The sequence below is a fragment of the Neobacillus pocheonensis genome, from assembly GCF_050477905.1.
GTDB classification, from domain to species: domain Bacteria; phylum Bacillota; class Bacilli; order Bacillales; family Cytobacillaceae; genus Neobacillus; species Neobacillus pocheonensis_A.
Genome location: NZ_JBCNAD010000003.1, coordinates 19,334 through 38,227 on the forward strand (window position 1 = coordinate 19,334; position 18,894 = coordinate 38,227).

The 18,894-nt window shown below is 37.8% G+C and carries 19 protein-coding genes and 5 pseudogenes; 3 read left to right on the plus strand and 21 right to left on the minus strand.

The window, feature by feature from the left end; genetic code table 11:
• Positions 1-147 precede the first annotated feature (147 nt).
• Together ABES02_RS01475 and ABES02_RS01480 are read right to left on the minus strand one after the other, a co-directional pair.
• Complete coding sequence (locus ABES02_RS01475; RefSeq protein WP_430129805.1) at positions 148-927, minus strand: enoyl-CoA hydratase/isomerase family protein; 780 nt, start codon at positions 925-927, stop codon at positions 148-150.
• Positions 928-1,076: 149 nt separating this feature from the next.
• Positions 1,077-1,259, minus strand: a complete 183-nt coding sequence (locus tag ABES02_RS01480; RefSeq protein WP_430129808.1) for a hypothetical protein — start codon at positions 1,257-1,259, stop codon at positions 1,077-1,079.
• 550 nt (positions 1,260-1,809) lie between these two features.
• On the opposite strand from ABES02_RS01480, the pseudogene ABES02_RS01485 reads away from it, so the two are divergent.
• Positions 1,810-1,927, plus strand: a pseudogene (locus ABES02_RS01485) (IS4 family transposase); the annotation flags it as partial.
• Positions 1,928-2,042: 115 nt separating this feature from the next.
• Here ABES02_RS01485 and ABES02_RS01490 read toward each other — a convergent pair.
• The 11 genes and pseudogenes from ABES02_RS01490 to ABES02_RS01540 all read right to left on the minus strand — a co-directional run bounded on the left by ABES02_RS01490 (position 2,043) and on the right by ABES02_RS01540 (position 10,803).
• Entirely contained in the window at positions 2,043-3,020 is a 978-nt protein-coding gene (locus ABES02_RS01490; RefSeq protein WP_430129811.1) for an NAD(P)H-quinone oxidoreductase, read from the minus strand.
• A gap of 335 nt (positions 3,021-3,355) precedes the next feature.
• Positions 3,356-3,919 (minus strand): TetR/AcrR family transcriptional regulator, encoded by a 564-nt coding sequence (locus ABES02_RS01495; protein ID WP_430129813.1) that lies wholly within the window; start codon positions 3,917-3,919, stop codon positions 3,356-3,358.
• Between the two features lie 66 nt (positions 3,920-3,985).
• Entirely contained in the window at positions 3,986-4,078 is a 93-nt protein-coding gene (locus ABES02_RS01500; protein ID WP_430129816.1) for a DUF2292 domain-containing protein, read from the minus strand.
• 13 nt (positions 4,079-4,091) lie between these two features.
• Positions 4,092-4,239: pseudogene (locus ABES02_RS01505) on the minus strand (pentapeptide repeat-containing protein); the annotation flags it as partial.
• Between the two features lie 30 nt (positions 4,240-4,269).
• Positions 4,270-5,622 carry an MFS transporter gene (locus ABES02_RS01510; RefSeq protein ID WP_430129819.1) on the minus strand — a complete coding sequence of 451 codons (1,353 nt, stop codon included), beginning with the start codon at positions 5,620-5,622 and terminating at the stop codon, positions 4,270-4,272.
• A 141-nt stretch (positions 5,623-5,763) separates the two neighbouring features.
• Complete coding sequence (locus tag ABES02_RS01515) at positions 5,764-6,030, minus strand: ArsR/SmtB family transcription factor (protein WP_430129822.1); 267 nt, start codon at positions 6,028-6,030, stop codon at positions 5,764-5,766.
• A 245-nt stretch (positions 6,031-6,275) separates the two neighbouring features.
• Positions 6,276-7,601: a GntP family permease gene (locus ABES02_RS01520; protein WP_430129825.1), complete on the minus strand. Its 1,326-nt coding sequence runs from the start codon at positions 7,599-7,601 to the stop codon at positions 6,276-6,278.
• Between the two features lie 208 nt (positions 7,602-7,809).
• Positions 7,810-8,055 (minus strand): annotated as a pseudogene (locus ABES02_RS01525) (phosphogluconate dehydrogenase (NAD(+)-dependent, decarboxylating)); the annotation flags it as partial.
• Positions 8,056-8,438: 383 nt separating this feature from the next.
• Positions 8,439-8,867, minus strand: a pseudogene (locus tag ABES02_RS01530) (organic hydroperoxide resistance protein).
• A gap of 438 nt (positions 8,868-9,305) precedes the next feature.
• Positions 9,306-9,905 (minus strand): hydrolase, encoded by a 600-nt coding sequence (locus ABES02_RS01535; RefSeq protein WP_430129898.1) that lies wholly within the window; start codon positions 9,903-9,905, stop codon positions 9,306-9,308.
• 298 nt (positions 9,906-10,203) lie between these two features.
• The gene (locus ABES02_RS01540) at positions 10,204-10,803 is read right to left on the minus strand and encodes a hydrolase (protein WP_430129901.1); all 600 of its coding nucleotides are present in this window, start codon (positions 10,801-10,803) and stop codon (positions 10,204-10,206) included.
• 749 nt (positions 10,804-11,552) lie between these two features.
• Here ABES02_RS01540 and ABES02_RS01545 point away from each other — a divergent pair.
• Both ABES02_RS01545 and ABES02_RS01550 read left to right on the plus strand, forming a co-directional pair.
• A complete protein-coding gene (locus ABES02_RS01545) occupies positions 11,553-11,873 on the plus strand; it encodes a winged helix-turn-helix transcriptional regulator (protein ID WP_430129828.1) in 321 nt (106 codons plus the stop codon).
• A gap of 878 nt (positions 11,874-12,751) precedes the next feature.
• A pseudogene (locus ABES02_RS01550) lies at positions 12,752-12,994 on the plus strand (IS3 family transposase); the annotation flags it as partial.
• 146 nt (positions 12,995-13,140) lie between these two features.
• On the opposite strand, the gene ABES02_RS01555 reads toward ABES02_RS01550, so the two are convergent.
• From ABES02_RS01555 to ABES02_RS01590, 8 genes are all read right to left on the minus strand, one after another.
• Positions 13,141-13,569 carry an organic hydroperoxide resistance protein gene (locus ABES02_RS01555; RefSeq protein ID WP_430129831.1) on the minus strand — a complete coding sequence of 143 codons (429 nt, stop codon included), beginning with the start codon at positions 13,567-13,569 and terminating at the stop codon, positions 13,141-13,143.
• Between the two features lie 138 nt (positions 13,570-13,707).
• The gene (wrbA, locus tag ABES02_RS01560; RefSeq protein WP_430129834.1) at positions 13,708-14,373 is read right to left on the minus strand and encodes an NAD(P)H:quinone oxidoreductase; all 666 of its coding nucleotides are present in this window, start codon (positions 14,371-14,373) and stop codon (positions 13,708-13,710) included.
• A 134-nt stretch (positions 14,374-14,507) separates the two neighbouring features.
• Positions 14,508-15,113: an alpha/beta hydrolase gene (locus tag ABES02_RS01565; RefSeq protein WP_430129837.1), complete on the minus strand. Its 606-nt coding sequence runs from the start codon at positions 15,111-15,113 to the stop codon at positions 14,508-14,510.
• On the minus strand, positions 15,094-16,056 hold the full coding sequence (locus ABES02_RS01570) for a ring-cleaving dioxygenase (RefSeq protein ID WP_430129840.1): 963 nt from the start codon (positions 16,054-16,056) through the stop codon (positions 15,094-15,096). The genes ABES02_RS01565 and ABES02_RS01570 overlap by 20 nt, the downstream gene beginning before the upstream one ends.
• A gap of 91 nt (positions 16,057-16,147) precedes the next feature.
• On the minus strand, positions 16,148-17,086 hold the full coding sequence (locus tag ABES02_RS01575; protein ID WP_430129843.1) for a ring-cleaving dioxygenase: 939 nt from the start codon (positions 17,084-17,086) through the stop codon (positions 16,148-16,150).
• 186 nt (positions 17,087-17,272) lie between these two features.
• Positions 17,273-17,701: a MarR family winged helix-turn-helix transcriptional regulator gene (locus tag ABES02_RS01580; protein ID WP_430129846.1), complete on the minus strand. Its 429-nt coding sequence runs from the start codon at positions 17,699-17,701 to the stop codon at positions 17,273-17,275.
• Positions 17,702-17,827: 126 nt separating this feature from the next.
• Positions 17,828-18,223 (minus strand): transcriptional regulator Spx, encoded by a 396-nt coding sequence (gene spx / locus ABES02_RS01585; protein ID WP_430129849.1) that lies wholly within the window; start codon positions 18,221-18,223, stop codon positions 17,828-17,830.
• Between the two features lie 181 nt (positions 18,224-18,404).
• A complete protein-coding gene (locus tag ABES02_RS01590; protein WP_430129852.1) occupies positions 18,405-18,821 on the minus strand; it encodes a nucleoside 2-deoxyribosyltransferase in 417 nt (138 codons plus the stop codon).
• Positions 18,822-18,894: the final 73 nt, after the last annotated feature.

Sequence of the window (18,894 nt, forward strand, 5' to 3'; positions counted from 1 at the left end):
CTTAGATTACCAAGTAATCATTGATACAAGCTTTATTAATATTCGTTATTTCACTAACCTGAGTAAGGGGCCAATGCTTAATGCATAAACATTAGAATACTAGAAACTTGATGTAAATGAACTAGATGTTTCAGCAACTGTTACCATTTACTTTCCTTTAAATTCAGGCTTCCGCTTCTCTATAAATGCGGCAATGCCTTCCTGGTGGTCTTCGGTTTGCACCATTAAAGTTTGAATCAGCCGTTCCTGTTCCAGGATTTCAGCTAACGAGGCAGTCAATGCCTGGTCTATTAATTTCTTTTGTTTTCCAAATGATTTACCAGGGCCGTGCGCCAATTTTAATGCCAGTTTAGTAGTTTCTTCCTGAAGTTTTTCCAATGGATACAAATAATTGATAACACCCAATTGATAAAGACGCTCTGCCGGAATGGGTTCGGCAGTAAAGAAGAATTGTTTGGCCAGGTGCGGACCTACTAATCTTGGCAGAAAATAAGATCCTCCCCCATCGGAGATTAAGCCAACCTGCGAAAAGCTAAGGGCGAATTTACTGTCATCTTCCGCTACAATCAAATCACAGGCCAGTGCCAAATTGAAACCCGCTCCGGCAGCAAAACCATGAACGGAAGCAATAATCGGCTTTTCCGTCTCTTTCATCAAAAGAATCAACTCATTCAGTTTTCCAATATGCTCATAGACTTGAATGCCGCTTCCTGCGCCCATCGATTTTACATCCCCGCCAGCACAAAACGAGCGGCCAGCACCAGATAACACAATGACCTGAACGTCCTCATCGGTTTGAGCATTCTTCAGGGCTTCTTTTAATCCCAAAAACATTTCCGGGCTAAAAGCATTTAAATTCTGTGGCCGATTCAAGGTTAACGATAAAACTGGGCCTAATTTTTCTACTACCAAATGTTCTTGTGTCATAAAAATCTTCCCCTTCTTTAATAAAATTTACCAGCATTATTTAAACAACCTGCCGCCATCAACAAGCAAATCGGAAGCTATATGTAGGTGGCTTCTTGGGATGCTGCAAAGGCTATCACATTAGCAATTTCTTCGGACTGGGCTCCCCTTTATAACGCAGTGTTTTTTTCAATAACCCGGACAAACCTAACATTACAAAATTGTTTAACTCCACAAAACCCTGCATGATAATCACCCCCTTCCATCGCATTCCCGGCCGCTTGGATGCCATAAATCACACTATGCTGATTGATATTGAACATCCATAAGAATTCTTCATGCGGCATATCCAATACGTTGCATATGCCCCCCTCATTTCGGATGTACTTTAAGGCGGTTATTCATAAATATTTATATAAATATATATTTATACAAATACCAAATTTAGCTAAATATCTCTCGCTGCTGGGCTCCGGTCAGTTTGCCAGCTACGTACAATTCTCGCAATGTTTTTTTGGAAAACTCACCAACACTCGTTTTGGGAATTTCTATGAGGAATAAAACATCATCAGGTAGCCGCCATTTGGTAACTTGTGTGGCAGAGTGATTCAGCAACTCTTATTTGTCATTCACTAAAATTGGGAAATTCATAGGCTGTTTCTTCATGGATCAAATCTTCGTAAGAATAGCCATTTGGTAATGAGGTGAGAGGAATCGTCGCTTTGTCTGTCATGATGAAATTGGTATCAACTGTTGTCAGGCGAGGGTGAATCCAGAAGTGGATAATCCATCATCTGAGTTGCAGCCTCCTCGCTTTAAATACTGACCGTTTAGTATGTATACGCTAACATATTGCATGGTCTATTAAATATTCAGCATTAATATGAATCGGAATCTATTCCAATGGAAAAAGGAATTTCCTCCCCTGAAAAAGCCGTTGATGGCAACTGCCAAATAACATAACCGTGGTCAGCTGGAAATCATAGTAAACAACAAAGAGTGTATGTATGTGTTTGACCGTGTTGTGGAATCCAGGGCATTTTTGGCTTTGAAAGATAGAAGGAAAATCCGTCCCATGTAAAACAGTGTTAATTTAGCATTTAATGATGTATGGTTAAATTAACTTAAATTCGTTCTTATTCAACTTTCAGAACAATCTTACCAATGTTCCGATTTTCCTCTATATATTGGTGAGCTGCGGCTACATCCTGCCATTCGTAAACACGATCAATAATCGGAGCCAGTTTTCCATTTGCAAACTTTTCATTCGAAAATGCTTCAAACTTACGAGTTAGCTCAATCTTAAAAGACTTACTCCTTGATCTTAATGATGAGCCGATAAAATGTATCCTTTTTTGCAGAAATGCCCCCAAATTCACATTGGCTAATTGTTGCCCCCCTAGTACCCCAATCAAAATCCATCTCCCATCGATACCAATGGATTTGATATTGGCATCCCAATACGAGGCCCCAATAAAGTCGAGAATCAGTTGGACGCCGCTTCCATTGGTAACCGCATGAACCTTTTTAGAAAAATCTTCTTCTTTATAATTTACAGTATAATTGGCCCCAAGAGCTAAACATCTATCTAACTTTTCAGCAGATCCGGCTGTGACAATGCTGGTTGCCCCTAATTCCTTTGCAATCTGGATAGCAGCTGTCCCGACACCACTTGCTCCGGCATGAATCAGAACATCCTCTCCTGATTGCAAATGACCTAATTCAACTGTGTTTAAAAATGCTGTCAGAAAAGCTTCCGGAACGGCAGCGGCTTCCTCAAAACTCATCCCATCCGGTATTTTCATCGCCATTTCTGCGGGAATGACAACTTTCTCTGCGTATCCGCCGCCTGTCAACAAAGCATACACACGGTCACCTTCTTTCCAACCGGTCACACCGCTCCCGACACCTTCAATCACACCAGCCATCTCTAATCCAAGAATGTTCGATGCTCCAGGAGGCGGTGGATACAATCCTTTACGCTGCAACAGATCGGCACGGTTAACAGCAGATGCTTTGACTTTCACAAGCAACTCCCCCTCGGTTGGGATAGGGTCATGGACATCTCCTATATACAAGTCCTGATTTCTTTCATCCACAAGAACAGCCTTCAACCTGATGACCACCTTTTTTATTATTTTATTTCATTAATTCACTTCGTAACTTTACAAAAAATAGTAAATATATGTTAATTTGAACTGCCATCACAAATAATATGTAATAAACAAAGGAACATATAAAGCTATTTTTTGCAGCATAATGTTCCTTCGAAATAATTCCAATTTAATTGTCATTAAACGTAATTTTTTAAGAGTCGATCTATCCATACTTTATAATAAGTTGTCTTGCTCGTTTATGAAATCTAAGTAAAGTGATTAGTTTAGAATACAATTTATTACCAACAACCTTTACTTAGGAGCGGTAGTAACGGTTGTTGGAATGTAAGCTGCTATTTAACAGTAAGATTGCTTACTTGTTTCATAAAATCGGCGAAAAAGTCCTTTCCAAGTACACGTTGGTATTGAAGAACTCCTTTACTAGCAGCCAAAATCATTAGGGCAAGAGATTCCACATCGTCTGAAGATTGAAGGTCACCTTGTTCCTGTATTTCCCGAAGTATGTTCGTAATAATTAGTAGTTCCTTTTCGCTTATTTCCTTTACCTTTTTCTGCATTGCCTCAGGCAAAGATTCAAAATCTGTTTGTAAGGACGAGATTGGGCAAATATCATAACAACTAAAGCGTTCCATTCTGTCCGTAAAAAACTTCTCTAGCTTCTCTTTTGGCGATAAAGAGGCTATAGAGGCATTGCTATTCGAAAACCTATCCAATCGTTGCATGATCCTATCGGTAATCGCAGCCCCTAGATCCTCCTTTTTCTCAAAATGATAGTGAATGCTTGCCTTTGTGACACCCAGCTGTTTAGAGATGTCATCGTAGCTAAACGCTACATACCCTTTTTGTTGAATTAACTGCATTGCTAAATCTATTATTTGTACTTTTCGATTTTCCATAGTGTAATTCTAACTTACTAATAGGTAAGTGTCAATACCTCCATAATTTTACTGGCCTCTTTTTATTTACCAAATTTTTTTCACTGTACTGTCATATTGTGTGATATGACCCACATGAACGGTAATAACCAAAGAGCCGTATTTCGGCGATAAACTCAATCATTTCATATTATTGTTCCATGACGGGAAATAAATTAAACATTTTTTTAGCTATTTTTAGGATGTTCCTTCCAACTTTGTCCATTGAAAGTGACTTGAGAAACTTTTTGACCAGCACCTAAACAATCCTACACTGTACAGCCCTTAAATCCTTTTTCTCTTGATTCTTAAATTGTTAATTTATTTCGCTATCACGCCCGCACTTTTTCCGTTATGTTACCCCTCGAAGACTCTGACCGACGGACGGATAGCATATACCAGAGGAGCGTGATTAACGAGAAAATGCATACCGCAATTAAAGCGCCGTACACATTTTCATAGGCACGGACCAGCGAATTCTCTTTTTGAAATTCGAGTAATATACCGCAAACCGCAACGGAAAACGAACCGCCGAAAAACTGGATGAGCTGCATAAATCCCATGCCTGAGCCGATCAACTTGGTCGGCAAAATACGTGACGTTTCGTAATTTAACGAAGCTAACGTTACGGAGGTCGCGGGCGAGAAGAATAGGTACCCGAACAAGATGACAGTCGATGATGTGCCTAGGTCCGCCCAAAAGGCTATCAAAACGAGAGCTAAAATCCCATGCCCGAGAATCAGAAACCGCACACTGCCGTACTGATCGATCCAGCGTCCGATGAAGAACGTGAGAAAGGCTGAAAAAACTGCTCCTGGTCCGATAGTAAAGCCGATAGCCAACGGAGATTTGCCAAATAGATTAGCAAGTGCCAGTGGCATTAAAAACAAGTTTCCGATATTCAGCACCATAAGGAAGAAACCTACAACAAGCAATTTCCGGTACATTGGCTTTGCCAAGAGTTCCGGGTTGATAAACGATTCTTTCGTGCGTTTGAGGTGCCAGATATGAGCAGCAATCGATAACAATCCGGCTGTCAGCCAGGCGGCTGAGCGTTGCGTTACGGCGGTCAGAAGAGTCACCGCATGGACGACGGTCAGGAAGGCGCCAGTTATGTCAAACCGGAAAGGCTTTGGCCCCTCTTTGGGAAGCAGGCGCAGTAGAATCGGGAGAAGAGCAAGCACAAGGCAAGAGACAGCAAATAACCCTTTCCAGCCGATGTACTCGCTGATCAACCCACCGATAATTGGCCCGAGTCCAAAAGCCATGGCAGTTCCCGCCGAAATCATTGAAATTGCTCTGCCTCGCCTTTCATAAGGAATATACCGGCTGGCTAAAACGAGGCCAAGTCCCGGCATCACGCCAGCGCCGGCGGACTGCGCAATCCGAGCTATTAGCAGAGCTTGAAAATTCGTCGCGAAGATGCCGAATACGGAAGAAAGCCCCAGTATCATGAGTCCAACAGACAGCAATCTTCGAATCGGCAGGACGTCGGAGAGTCTGCTGTAAATCACCGTTGATAATGCATATCCGATTGAGTAACTTGAAACAATCCACGATCCAAGAGACGCCGAAACCCCGATATCCCTAATAATGCTCGGAATGGAGACGTTAAACATCGTCGTGTTCATCATGACGATAAACAGTCCGAACGTCCATACCGGCATTACGATTTTGTCATTCATATTGTCAGCTCCTATCCGAGGGTACCCATCCATTGATAGATTGGTGGTCTAACTCCATTAATTTCTACAGTTATCTTCGGTTAAAATGGCATGTGCAAATGTACCTCCAAGAATTGAAATTAAAATTATTCCACTTTAACATTAAAGTAAAGTGGGAGCGTATTGTGCAAGAACTTCTCGTTGTAAACTGTAAAATCTGAAGGTTCCCTCTCTGTGAACGGCTAACAATCCGCAATCGAGTAATGGTTTTAAATGATGCGTCAATGTTGAATTGGCAGGGACTTTTAATTGATTTGCCATTTCCAGACAAGCTAACTCTGATTGCCCTGCAAGTAATTTTACGATTTGTAAACGAGTCGATTCACCTAGTGCCTTATAGACTTTTACCGCAATATCATCATCTTTCACCGCTAAAAACCTCCTTTCAACAATTCATATTTCAGTATTTCTAGAAATATTGTATTTAATCAGAGATGCTCTGTCAAGAGAGTGCTTTTCCTTTTTTAATTCAATGGCTGTTTTCTTAATTTAAGAATGTGATTGTGATTTCCTAATCAAGGAGAGAAGCTCAAAATTAGCTTCTCTCCTTCGCGTAAAACATTTAAGATGTGTCACTTAAACTTCCTCTATAGTTTCTAATAGTAGTATGGTTTCTAAACAAACAAATTAAGCAATAATACACCGCCAAAAGCAACAAATGAAAGGATTGTCTCCAGCACTGTCCAGGTTTTAAAGGTTTCTTTTACGGATAATCCAAGGTATTCTTTTACCATCCAGAATCCAGCATCGTTAACATGTGAAAACATCAATGATCCTGCACCTGTCGCGATAACAAGCAATTCCAGATTTACACCTGACATGTGTTGGACAACTGGTGAAACGATACCGGCTGCTGTTGTTAAGGCAACCGTTGCTGAACCTGTCGCAATTCGAATCAATCCAGCAATCAAAAATGCCAAAACAAGGGGAGATAGTGATAAATGTTCGGACATTTGAGCAATGGTTGTACCTACACCACTATCGATAAGAATTTGCTTAAATCCGCCGCCGGCCCCTATGATTGCAAGGATTGAACCAACTGGCAGCAGGCTTTCTTCTGTAAATTTTTTAATAGCTTTTTTATCCATGCCTTGACGAAATCCGAGAAAGAAGAATGCCGTAAAATTAGCAATCAAAAGCGCAATGATAGGACTTCCAATTAATGCCAAAAATTTCATCTGGCCTGCAGGTAGTGACATATACGGTGCTATTGCTGATAAGATCATTAATAATACTGGTAATAAAATAACAAAGAATGAAATTCCTGTTCCAGGTAATTTTTTCGACGCTGTATTAATACGAATCAACTCTGGTTCTCCTTCAGGAATCACATGTTTATGAACCCACTTTGTAAATAATGGACCTGCGATGATGGCTGCAGGCAATGCAATTATTAGTGCGTAGAGTAGCACTTTTCCAAGATTAGCCTTATAGATCCCTATTGCCGCCATTGCCCCTGGGTGCGGCGGTACAAGACCATGTACGATAGATAGTCCAGTAATAGCTGGTAAAGCGATTAATAATATATTTTGTTTCGTTGTTTTATGAATGGAGATCACTAAAGGTAATAAAATTAAAATACCAACTTCAAAGAACACCGGGATTCCGATAATAAAACCAGAAAGTAGCATAGCCCATGGTAATTTCTTGACACCAAAGGAACGAACGAAGAAATTCGCTACTTGCATTCCGGCCCCTGATTCTGCCATCATCTTTCCTAAAATCGTACCTAACGCCAAAATCCCCACTAAGTGACCAAGAACATTCCCAACCCCGGTTTCATAGGCACTTACGATTTTATCCATTGATAAACCAGCCATAATTGCTAAGAACAAACTCGCAACGGTTAAACTTATAAACGCATGCCATTTCCACCACGATACTCCCAAAACAACGATCACAATGGCTGCTAATGTAACGAGCAATAAATACATATCCATACTTAAATCCACCTTTCAAATTCATTTAGATTATCTATTTCGTAATGTTGCATAAATGATAGTGTGTTTGAGAATTTAAAAGAAAAATTCATTCAGGAATTCTCCTTAATATCGATTTATGATTCCCATACAAAGCGGACTTAAACTTTTCGTTCAGTTTATGAACAAAATCATTTTAACCATTAAAAATACATATAGGGTCTTATTCTTATTTCTTTACCACTGCATGTCCGCCAAACTCATTGCGCAGGGCTGCCACGACTTTCCCGGTAAATGTATCGTTCTCAAGTGAACGATAGCGCATCAATAATGACATTACGATTACAGGAGTTGCGGCTTGAAGATCTAGAGCTGTTTCAACTGTCCATTTCCCTTCACCGGAAGAATGCATAACCCCTTTGATTTCATCCAAATTCGCATCTTTAGAAAATGCATTTTCTGTTAATTCCATTATTAGTGGAAGAATTTAAATATTGTTCGGTGGTATGTGAACGATTTGAAGAATAATGGATTCTCTCAGATTCAAAGATGAGCGTTCATGGTAATTAGGATTGGCTCCTTTTTCCCCTCAGATTCAAAGGTGAACGTCCATGGTAATTAGGATTGGCTCCTTTTTCCCCTCAGATTCAAAGGTGAACGTCCATGGTAATTAGGAATGGCTCCTTATGCCTGTCTAGGCAAAGGAAATCTCATTAAAACTTCCTGGAGTATTAAGGATATTTTAGAAGGATATTTATGTTTAAAACGCCTCAGGTTTTGTCTGAGGCGTTTTAGTCTATATTGGTGTCTTAGATCTTTCATGCTTAGAAATAATTTAATTCCAACCACTAAACTAATTTATTCAACAACCTGGAGAGTGACGTCAATATTCCCTCTAGTTGCTTTTGAGTATGGACAGAATTCATGGGCCTTATGTACAAGCTCTTCTAATTTTTCCTTTTCCACACCAGTCCCTTTTACTTGCAACGTTACCGCAATTTTAAATCCTTGATCGGCCTCATCTTTTAAGAAATCTACATTTGCCGTTACTGCTGATTCGAATTTGACATGTTCCTGCCTTGCGATGTGCTGTAAAGCTCCATCGAAACAAGCAGAGTAACCGCAAGCGAACAACTGTTCAGGGTTTGTCGCGTTTGGTAATTCTTTCGCTCTTGGGGAGCCGGGCATTGCTAAATCCACTTATATTTTGCCATCAGATGATTCAACTCTGCCTTGTCTTCCTCCACGAGCTGTTGCAGATGATGTAAATAATGGTTTTGTAGTCATCGATTTTCTCCTTTTTTGGGGATTATGTCTTGCCTTAATATTTACAAAGAGAGAGCTTTTTACCCTTTACTCTAAACTTAACATTTTGAAAAGCTAATCGGAACATAGTCACTGCCAAAGGCGATGACTGCAAAAAAGTTGAAAGCAGAAGCAGAGGCAAGAACAAAGCTGAGATTCGCTCAACATATACCGCAGGGCTGAAAAGCAATGTAGACGTGTACCATTTGGAAGAGACAATGTTTCGCCATCGGTATGCAAACTGTAAGCAGTTGACAAGTAGAAAGTCTTTCCCCTTCACAAAGAATTCACTAAGAGACATTCAAGTAGATGTTGAGATTACGAATACAGGGATGTCAAAGTACAAGACCTAATAATACTTCACCAATGAATTGAAAAACCTCCCTATTATTTTAATAGGAAGGTTTATTCTTGTTTTAATTATTTGCCTTCACCAGTATTAAACATTTCTTTTGCATATTGGATACCTAAACCATATGCACCGCCGTGTTCTTTAGCAATGGAAAGTACTTGATCATACGTAGCTTGATTTGCCCAGTCACGTTGTAATTCCAGCATATATTGCATCCATGTAATTGGTGTAGCACCAGCTTGAACCATACGTTCAACCGCCATATTGTGTGCTTGATCTGTAACACCGCCTGAAGCGTCCGTTACCACGTAGACTTCATAACCATCATTAAGTGCTTCTAAAACGGGCATCACGACACAAACTTCAGTCCAAAGACCGGCAACGACGATTTTTTTCTTTCCAGTATCTTTAATGGCTTTTACTACGTTTTTATCATCCCAAGCATTCATGGATGTACGATCATAAATTTTTTGATCTGGGAAGACTTTTTTAATCTCTGGGAAGATTGAACCACTGAATGACTTAGATGCTACTGTTGTTAATACAGTTGGAACCTTAAACGTCTTAGCAGCTTCCGCCAATCCCGCTACATTATTACGTAGTGTTGCCACATCGATTGACTTAGTCCCAAAAGCCATCTGAGGCTGATGGTCAATCATTAATAACATATGATTGGATGGTGTTAATAATTTTGAAGTAGATTGGTCATCTACCTTTACTGGTTGATTTTCATTTGTTGATGCTTTTGTTACTGAACTATGGGTTAATTCTACTGCCCCTACTGCACCGAGTGCGACTGTTAAAGCCATTCCTACTGCTGCTAATTTTTTAAATACAGATTTCATCTTCTGAACCTCTCCCTTTATATATTTGTAGTATTTTTTCAAAACATGTTCGATCTAAGAACCACAAACTACTTCGGATTAAAATATCTCTATTTAAAGATATTAGGGTAAAATATATTAATTATTTGCCTTCACCAGTATTAAACATTTCTTTTGCGTATTGGATACCTAAACCATATGCACCGCCGTGTTCTTTAGCAATGGAAAGTACTTGATCATACGTAGCTTGATTTGCCCAGTCACGTTGTAATTCCAGCATATATTGCATCCATGTGATTGGTGTCGCACCAGCTTGTACCATACGTTCAATTGCCATATTGTGTGCTTGATCCGTCACACCGCCTGATGCGTCAGTTACCACGTAAACTTCATAACCATCATTAAGTGCTTCTAAAACGGGCATCACGACACAAACTTCAGTCCAAAGACCTGCAACGACGATTTTTTTCTTTCCAGTATCTTTAATCGCTTGTACTACGTTTTTATCATCCCAAGCATTCATGGATGTACGATCATAAATTTTTTGATCCGGGAAGACTTTTTTAATCTCTGGGAAGATTGAACCACTGAATGACTTAGATGCTACTGTTGTTAATACAGTTGGAACCTTAAACGTCTTAGCCGCTTCAGCCAATCCCGCTACATTATTACGTAGTGTTGCCACATCGATTGACTTAGTCCCAAAAGCCATCTGCGGCTGGTGGTCAATCATTAATAACATATGATTGGATGGTGTTAATAATTTTGAAGTAGATTGGTCATCTACCTTTACTGGTTGATTTTCATTTGTTGATGCTTTTGTTACTGAACTATGGGTTAATTCTACTGCCCCTACTGCACCGAGTGCGACTGTTAAAGCCATTCCTACTGCTGCTAATTTTTTAAATACAGATTTCATCTTCTGAACCTCTCCCTTTATCTATTTGTAGTAATTTTTCAAAATGTGTTCAATCTAAAGTTCACAAACTACTTTGAATTAAAATATCTCGAATTCGAGATATATAGGCAAAAAAATTAATATTATTTACTTTCATTAGATTTTATTATTTCTTATGCGTATCCTTTACTTAATATCTTCAGCCATGTTCCATAAACAAATGCTAATTTTAAAATTAGGGATTTCATCTTCATTACCCCTCCCTAATTTATATGTAGTAATTGTTTAGGAACCATTCTAACTATTCTCCTCCTCTCATTTACAAAATTTCTCGAATCATATATTTTTAATGAAATAATCTTGAGTTAAGATATTTTAACTTCGAGATATTTTCATTATAAATCATTTAAATGATTTGTCAACCTTCTAATTCACAAAACTATTAATATGTTGGTTACTTTTTTTATACTAATTTCCTTTTAGACTTCATCTATAAATTCTTTATTTATTAGTGTGATTACGATATAATTATTTAAATCGTGAAATACCTTGTTACTTTTAGTAACAATCATTACAAATAGGAGGTGTTTATCTTGAGTGAAAAGGAAACACAGGATAAAGTATGTTCAAAGGTCGAAGGATCCTACAATATTATCGGAAAAAAGTGGATGGGATTAATTATCCACACTCTAATGGAAGAACCAAAACGGTTTAGTGAAATCCATGCTTATATTCCTGATTTAAGTAAGAGAATGCTAAACGAACGAATAAAGGAACTTGAGGATTGCGGAATCGTCCTAAGAAATGTAATTACAGATCGCCCAATACGAACAGAGTATTCACTCACAAAAAAAGGGACGGAATTAGGGAGGGCCCTAAAGACAGTAGAGGATTGGGCTGATAAATGGCTATAAAGTGAAACTTCAATTTTTGCGAAAAATCTTCCAGATAGAATATACGTTAATAATAATAACCTTTCCATTTTTTGGAGAGGTTTTTTCAGGATTAACAATTAAATGGTACTAAAAAACACATTTAAGATATCACTGTTTACTTTGTTGCCTTGATATGCTTATACTAACTCTATTTAATTTAAGGCTGTTTTCGTAAACTTTGTTGCTATTTACAGAAAGTGAAGCGGAGTTGATTTCCGCTCCAGGATGCTTGCTTTCCACGGGGCGTGCGTTGAGCCTCCTCGGCGCTAAAGCGCCTGTGGGGTCTCACCTGTCCCGCTGCTCCCGCAGGAGTCTCGCACCTTCCGCTCCAATCAACGTCTTTATAAACGGTTTGCTTTTTACAAAACCTATTAAAAACAACTATCTTTTAGAAAAGAGCCTAAACTAAACTCAAGACTGCCAAGCCACTTCGGAAAGAGGTGATTGGCAGTCAAATTAACTTAATGGTTGTACCTGTAAAAATCCTTTTCTTTTGAAATATTTTATTACACTTCTTTCAAAAGGTGAGCAGGCCGAATGAAGATAGGAGCTAATTCTTTATTTATTTCCACATCTGTTCTGTTGATGCCCCAACAAGATGAAGAGCTTCTTTATCCTATTTCAAAGTTCTCAAAAAAAACATTCATGATGCTTAAAAGAAGTGTACTGTGCCCCCTGATCGCTATGAAGGATAATACCGTAACCCTTCGATTATTTAGCCCCATTTTTCCTTATCCTATTAATCCGACTTGCATACTAATTTCCTCCTCAAATATATTTTTTTATTTCGCCCATTGTTTTTTAACTTGTTCTTCAGCCATACGTAAGATTTCTTCTCCTGAATCCTCTTTATAGGTGCAAAAGAAAACGGCATTATCAAAAGCATGTCTCGGAAAGGCAACTGCTTTGATAACGCCTCATTGAATCCTTCCACTCTACCTTAAAGTCGGAAGAATTCTACTCCAAGAGAGCATGGAAAAGATTAAAGATTTCAACCATTATTATAATAAAATTCGACTCAAGAAAAATTAAACTACCTGTCCCCCATAGAGTTTAGGGAACAGGTAGCTAAGTTGTTTTTCTGTGTCTCAAACCAATAGGTCAGTTCATTTGTTCTGAGGCGTATTATGATTCTCAGTATTAACTTTTGGAAATAAAAATTTAAGACCAACTTACATTGGTGATCCCTGTCCTCGATAAGACTTTTAATCTTTTAAATAAATTAGTTGCGAGAAGCGAATTGGATTTATTCAACAACCTGGAGAGTGACGTCAATATTCCCTCTAGTGGCTTTTGAGTATGGACAGAATTCGTGGGCCTTATGTACAAGCTCTTCTAATTTTTCCTTTTCCACACCGGTCCCTTTTACTTGCAACGTTACTGCAATTTTGAATCCTTGATCAGCTTCATCTTTTAAGAAATCTACATTTGCCGTTACTTGTGATTCGAATTTGACATGTTCCTGCCTTGCGATGTGCTGTAAAGCCCCATCGAAACAAGCTGAGTAACCACAAGCGAACAACTGTTCAGGGTTTGTAGCATTTGGTAGTTCTTTCGCTCTTGGGGAGCCGGGCATTGCTAAATCCACTTTTATTTTGCCATCAGATGATTCAACTCTGCCTTGTCTTCCTTCACGAGCTGTTGCAGATGATGTGAATAATGGTTTAGTAGTCATCTATTTTTCTCCTTTTTTGGGGGATTATATCTTTCCTTAATGTTCACAAAGAGAGAGCTTATTACCCTTTACTCAAAACTTATCATATTGAAAAGCTAATCGGAAATTTCCGACTAGCTTTTTTTATCGGTCAAAATGTTATTGATTCGCTTTTTTGACCCACTCCGCAACTGTAACGGTACGTTTAGCTTGATGTTTAACAGCTGCCTGTACGTCTTCGATCATTTTCCCATCTTGTCCAACAGTAACACTTGTTCCATAAGGGTTACCACCTGCTCCGAAGGTGACTGGATCTGTATAACCAGGAGCTGCTACAATTGCACCCCAATGATACATGGTGGTATAAAGGGATAAAATCGTTGCTTCTTGACCGCCATGAGGATTTTGTGCAGAAGTCATGGCGCTAACTACTTTGTTTACAAGCTTTCCGTTAAACCATAAACCTCCGGTTGTATCCAAAAATTGCTTCATTTGTGCAGGCATGTTACCAAATCGCGTAGGTACACTGAAGATAATGGCATCTGCCCATTCCAAATCATTTAATGTTACTTCAGGTACTGCCTTCGTTGCTTCAACATGAGCTTTCCAACCTGGATTTCCTTCAATAACTGATTGTGGTGCAAGCTCAGGGACTTTTAATACTTTTACTTCAGCACCCGCTTCTTTCGCTCCTTCTTCAGCCCATTTTGCTAATTGATGGTTTGTTCCACCCATACTGTAATAAATTACGGCTAATTTTACATTTGTCATTGTTTCGATCTCCTTTTCTGATGAATCTCCAAATAGTTTAGATAAAAAACCCATTTTAATACACCACCTATTTTCTCAATCATTTTCAATTAATATTCTTTATGATGCCATTTTTTTATTTTTTTGATTCTCATTAAAAAACAGTTTATTTACATTCGATTTCATTGTCTGTAATTTTTATTATTTAATTATAGTTTGCGATACCATTGTGCTGCTTCTTCTACCTCTTCATAGGTTAACTGATGGCCTCTATTCTCCCAATGAAGTTCAACCTTTGCGTTTGCATGATCAAGTAACGATTGTAGTTCAGCAGATTCCAATGGTGAGCAGATTGGGTCATTTGTTCCAGCAGCAATAAATACTGACTTCCCTGACAAATCTGGAAGATCAATTCCTTTTCTCGGCACCATTGGATGATGAAGAATGGCACCCTTTAATGCATTTTGATAGTGGAATAATAAACTTGCCGCAATATTTGCACCATTGGAATACCCGATAGCGATAATATTATTTCGGTCAAAATCATATTTCTGTGATGCTTCGTCAAGAAACTCATTTAATTCTTTTGTTCGGAATATTAAATCCTCTTCATCAAAAACTCCTTCAGCTAATCTTCGGAAAAATCGGGGCATTCCATTTTCCAATATATTTCCACGTACACTTAATACTGATGCCTCATCATCAATTCTTCCCGCAAGTGGCAGCAGGTCTAATTCATTTCCACCTGTACCATGTAGCAACAGTAAAGTTGGTCTTGATGGATCAGTCCCCTTATTAAATATGTGTTTCATCATTTATATCTCCTTCCAGAACGCGAACCACCACTGGAGGTAAGGTTTCTTCTAATTCTTCACGCTTTGACTCTAACCATGAAGGTAACATGAGTTTTTTTCCAAGTTCAGAAACAGGTTCGTCAACCAAAAAGCCTGGCGGATCGGTCGCTATTTCGAAGAGGATTCCTCCTTCTTCATGAAAATAAAGAGCTTTAAAGTAGTTCCGATCAAGGATTTCTGTCGGATGATATCCCTTATCTTGGAGAAGTTTTCTCCATCTGCTATGGTCCTCGTCATCCTTTGCTCTCCATGCTATATGGTGAACCGTTCCTGCCCCCATTAGCCCTCGGACTGAGGGATTTAGCATGATATCAATGGTATTTCCAAGTTGTCCTTCAGATTTAAATCTTAGAAATTCGCCATCTTGTCCAATGCATTCTAATCCCAAAATATTTTCTAGCATGTCCGTGGTCTTATGTGGCTGAGCAGATAAAAGAACAGTGCCGCTAAACCCTTTAATAGCATTCTCTGCCTGAACTCCCCCAAAGTTCCAATTATTCATCTGTCCTTCATCACGTTCAATCAGTTCAAGTTGAAGACCATCAGGGTCGTTAAATTTCAAATAACTTTCCCCAAAACGATCGGATGAAATAAATTCAATATTGAATTTTTGCAAGCGTTTCTTCCAAAATTGAATCGAGCCCTTTGGGATAATATAACTTGTCACACCCACCTGTCCTGTTCCAATTCGACCTTTAAGCTGTTTAGGCCATGGAAAAAAAGTTATTACAGTTCCAGGCTGCCCTATTTCATTCCCAAAATAAAGATGATAAGCCTCTGGACGATCAAAATTTATCGTTTTTTTAACGAGCCTTAACCCAAGTACACCAGCATAAAAATCAATATTCCTTTGTGCATCGTTTACCATCGCGCTTATATGATGGATACCTTCTGATTTTTGCATCTTTATCTACTCCATTTCAGCAATGGGATTGGATGAAATCTTCTCTAACTTTACGGATAGGTCCATCGAAACAATTATTCCTTTTCGTGAATTAATCTAATTCTCTTACTTCAATAGGAATCAATACTTGCTCAATTTCTCCTCTATGCGGTTCGTATTGTGATGGCAACATCAATTTTTCTCCCATCGTCGCCAATGATTCATCATGAGCGAATCCTGGTGGATCTGTTGCAATTTCAAATAGAATTTCCCCATGTTCTCTAAAGTAAATGGCATTAAAGTAGTTTCGATCCTGTACAGGTGTAACACCATAACCGTTCGCCTCAACATACCTCTTCCAATCCAATTGATCCTGGTCATCTTTAGCCCGCCATGCAATGTGGTGTACTGTTCCTACACCCATTTGACCGCGTCCAATCGGAGTTAATTTTAGGTCGATAATATTTCCGATATCTCCAGAAGAACGATAACGAGCGAAATCTCCTTCTTTTCCGATTAATTCAAGTCCCATTACATTTTCTAACAATTCCCCGGTTTTGTTAGGTTGTGCAGACAAAAGAGTAGCGCCGCCAAACCCTTTGATTGCAACTTCAGGAGTTACCCCACCGAAAGTGAATGTATTGACTTCCCCTTCTTCTCTTTCCACAATTTCCAAGTGAAGTCCATGCGGATCATCAAATTCTAAATGTTGCTCTCCAAAGCGTTCCATTTTAGTGAATGAAACGTTGAATTTTTCAAGTCTTTTTTCCCAAAATTCCATAGCGCCCTTCGGAACAACATAAGAGGTGACCCCTACTTGACCATCACCAATGATACCTTGACGAGCACCTGCCCAAGGGAAAAAGGTGATAATTGTACCTGGTTTTCCGCCTTCATTACCGAAATAAAGATGATAAGTACCAGGATCATCAAAATTTACCGTTTGTTTCACTAATCGTAACCCTAGAACTCCAGCATAGAAATCTACATTTTCCTGCGGATGCCCTACAATTGCTGTTATATGGTGAATACCCATTGTTTTCTTAGTCATTTTTGTCACTCCATTTTCTAATGTTTTTTTACCCAACCTGTTCAATGGTCTGATTCTTAGAAAACATTTAAATTGTATTAATCTAATCCCTAATCTTATTTTGTACATTTAATGGTGATTAAACACTTATAAAATTAATTGACTTTAATTCAAAATTCTCTAAATAGAGATATTTTAACTGAAAAATCATTTTATTACTCTATTATTAATTCTTTTCAAAAGATTGACTATTACTTGAGCCTCTTCACGATTTAAGGAACCGAACATATCATTCACCAATTCTTGATGTTTTGGCATGATATTCTCCATCAAATCAATTCCAGCATTAGTCAATGTGACATGTATGACACGCCTGTCATCAGGACAAGGATGTCGATTTAATAAGCCTTTTTGTTCTAATTTATCAATAACATACGTCATCGAACCACTGGATATTAGGACGCTATTACCAATCTGCTGAATCGTTTGTTTTTCATTATGGTAAAGCACTTCTAAAACCGAAAATTCTGTAATACTTAGGTTATTTTTGGCCATCTCATCCCTTATTCGTTCCTGGATTACTTTTGAAGTATTCATCAATTCTAGAAATGGTTGATTGGTGCATTCTCTTTTCATTTTAACCACCTCCTTTAACAAAATATCTTATTTTAATATATCTCGAATTCAAGATATTGACTAAAAATAATATTAAACGATGTTATTTTTAGTCAATATCTTTTTTAGTTATTTTAAACTTTATATTTAATTAATCATACGTTGAGCTTCACGAAGTTGAAAAATTCGACTTTTACGAGGCATAAATCTTCGAATTTCTTCTCCGTTATATCCGACTTGTAACTTTTTTTCATCAATGATTAACGGTGTTCGTAATAATTCTGGGTTATCTTTAATAATCTTGTACAATTCTTGAAGTGTGAAAGATTCAATGTTGCCATTCAATTTTTTAAAAGCTTTCGAATTTTTTGAAATGATTTGATCTGTACCATATTCTGTTAGATGAAGAATTTTTTTAATCTCATCGATCGTAATCGGTTCAGATAAAATGTTTCTTTCTTTGAAAGCAATTTGGTGGTCCTCAAGCCAAGCTTTAGCTTTACGGCAATATACACAACTAGGTGTTAAATATAAAGTTACCATTTTAACAAGACCTTCCATTTAATACTTTTATATAAATTTATCTCAAATCTAATTATCTCAAATTCAAGATAAATTAATTATAAATAATTTTATCAATTTGTCAACAATCTATTTTTTATATTAATAAATGGAAAAAATTATATTATTACCTAATGTATCATATCCATTGTTATTATAAATTTTAAGTTACAGCTCCATGATAAAGTATTCGAGGTAATTTATTAAAATCATAATGAATTACTTTTTCAAAGCTATCTAAATAGGCATGTAAAGATTGTGTAATCATAAGGTTTAGCACTTTTTCTTTAGTATTAAAAATAATGATAGGTTTTTTAAGCGACCATGCATATCCAACTTCCCACATTGTTCCAGGATCCTGATCGTTATATACTGCAAAGATAATATCGCTATACTGAATGGAATTTACATCAGTAACAAAGTTTTGATTTTGCCATTGATAAGATCCAAAAGGAACCGTGCTTTTGTATTTTCGTGGTGAAAATACTTTTAATCCTTTGTTAAATAAAATTATTTCTAATTTTTCTAACAGTGCATTTTGTTCTGAGTTAAAAAATGGTCCAGCCAAATATACGTTCATTTATTGACCTCCAAATGTTTATAAAAATAATTATTAGAAGGTTTATAAAATAGAAATGGCTAAATAAAATTTT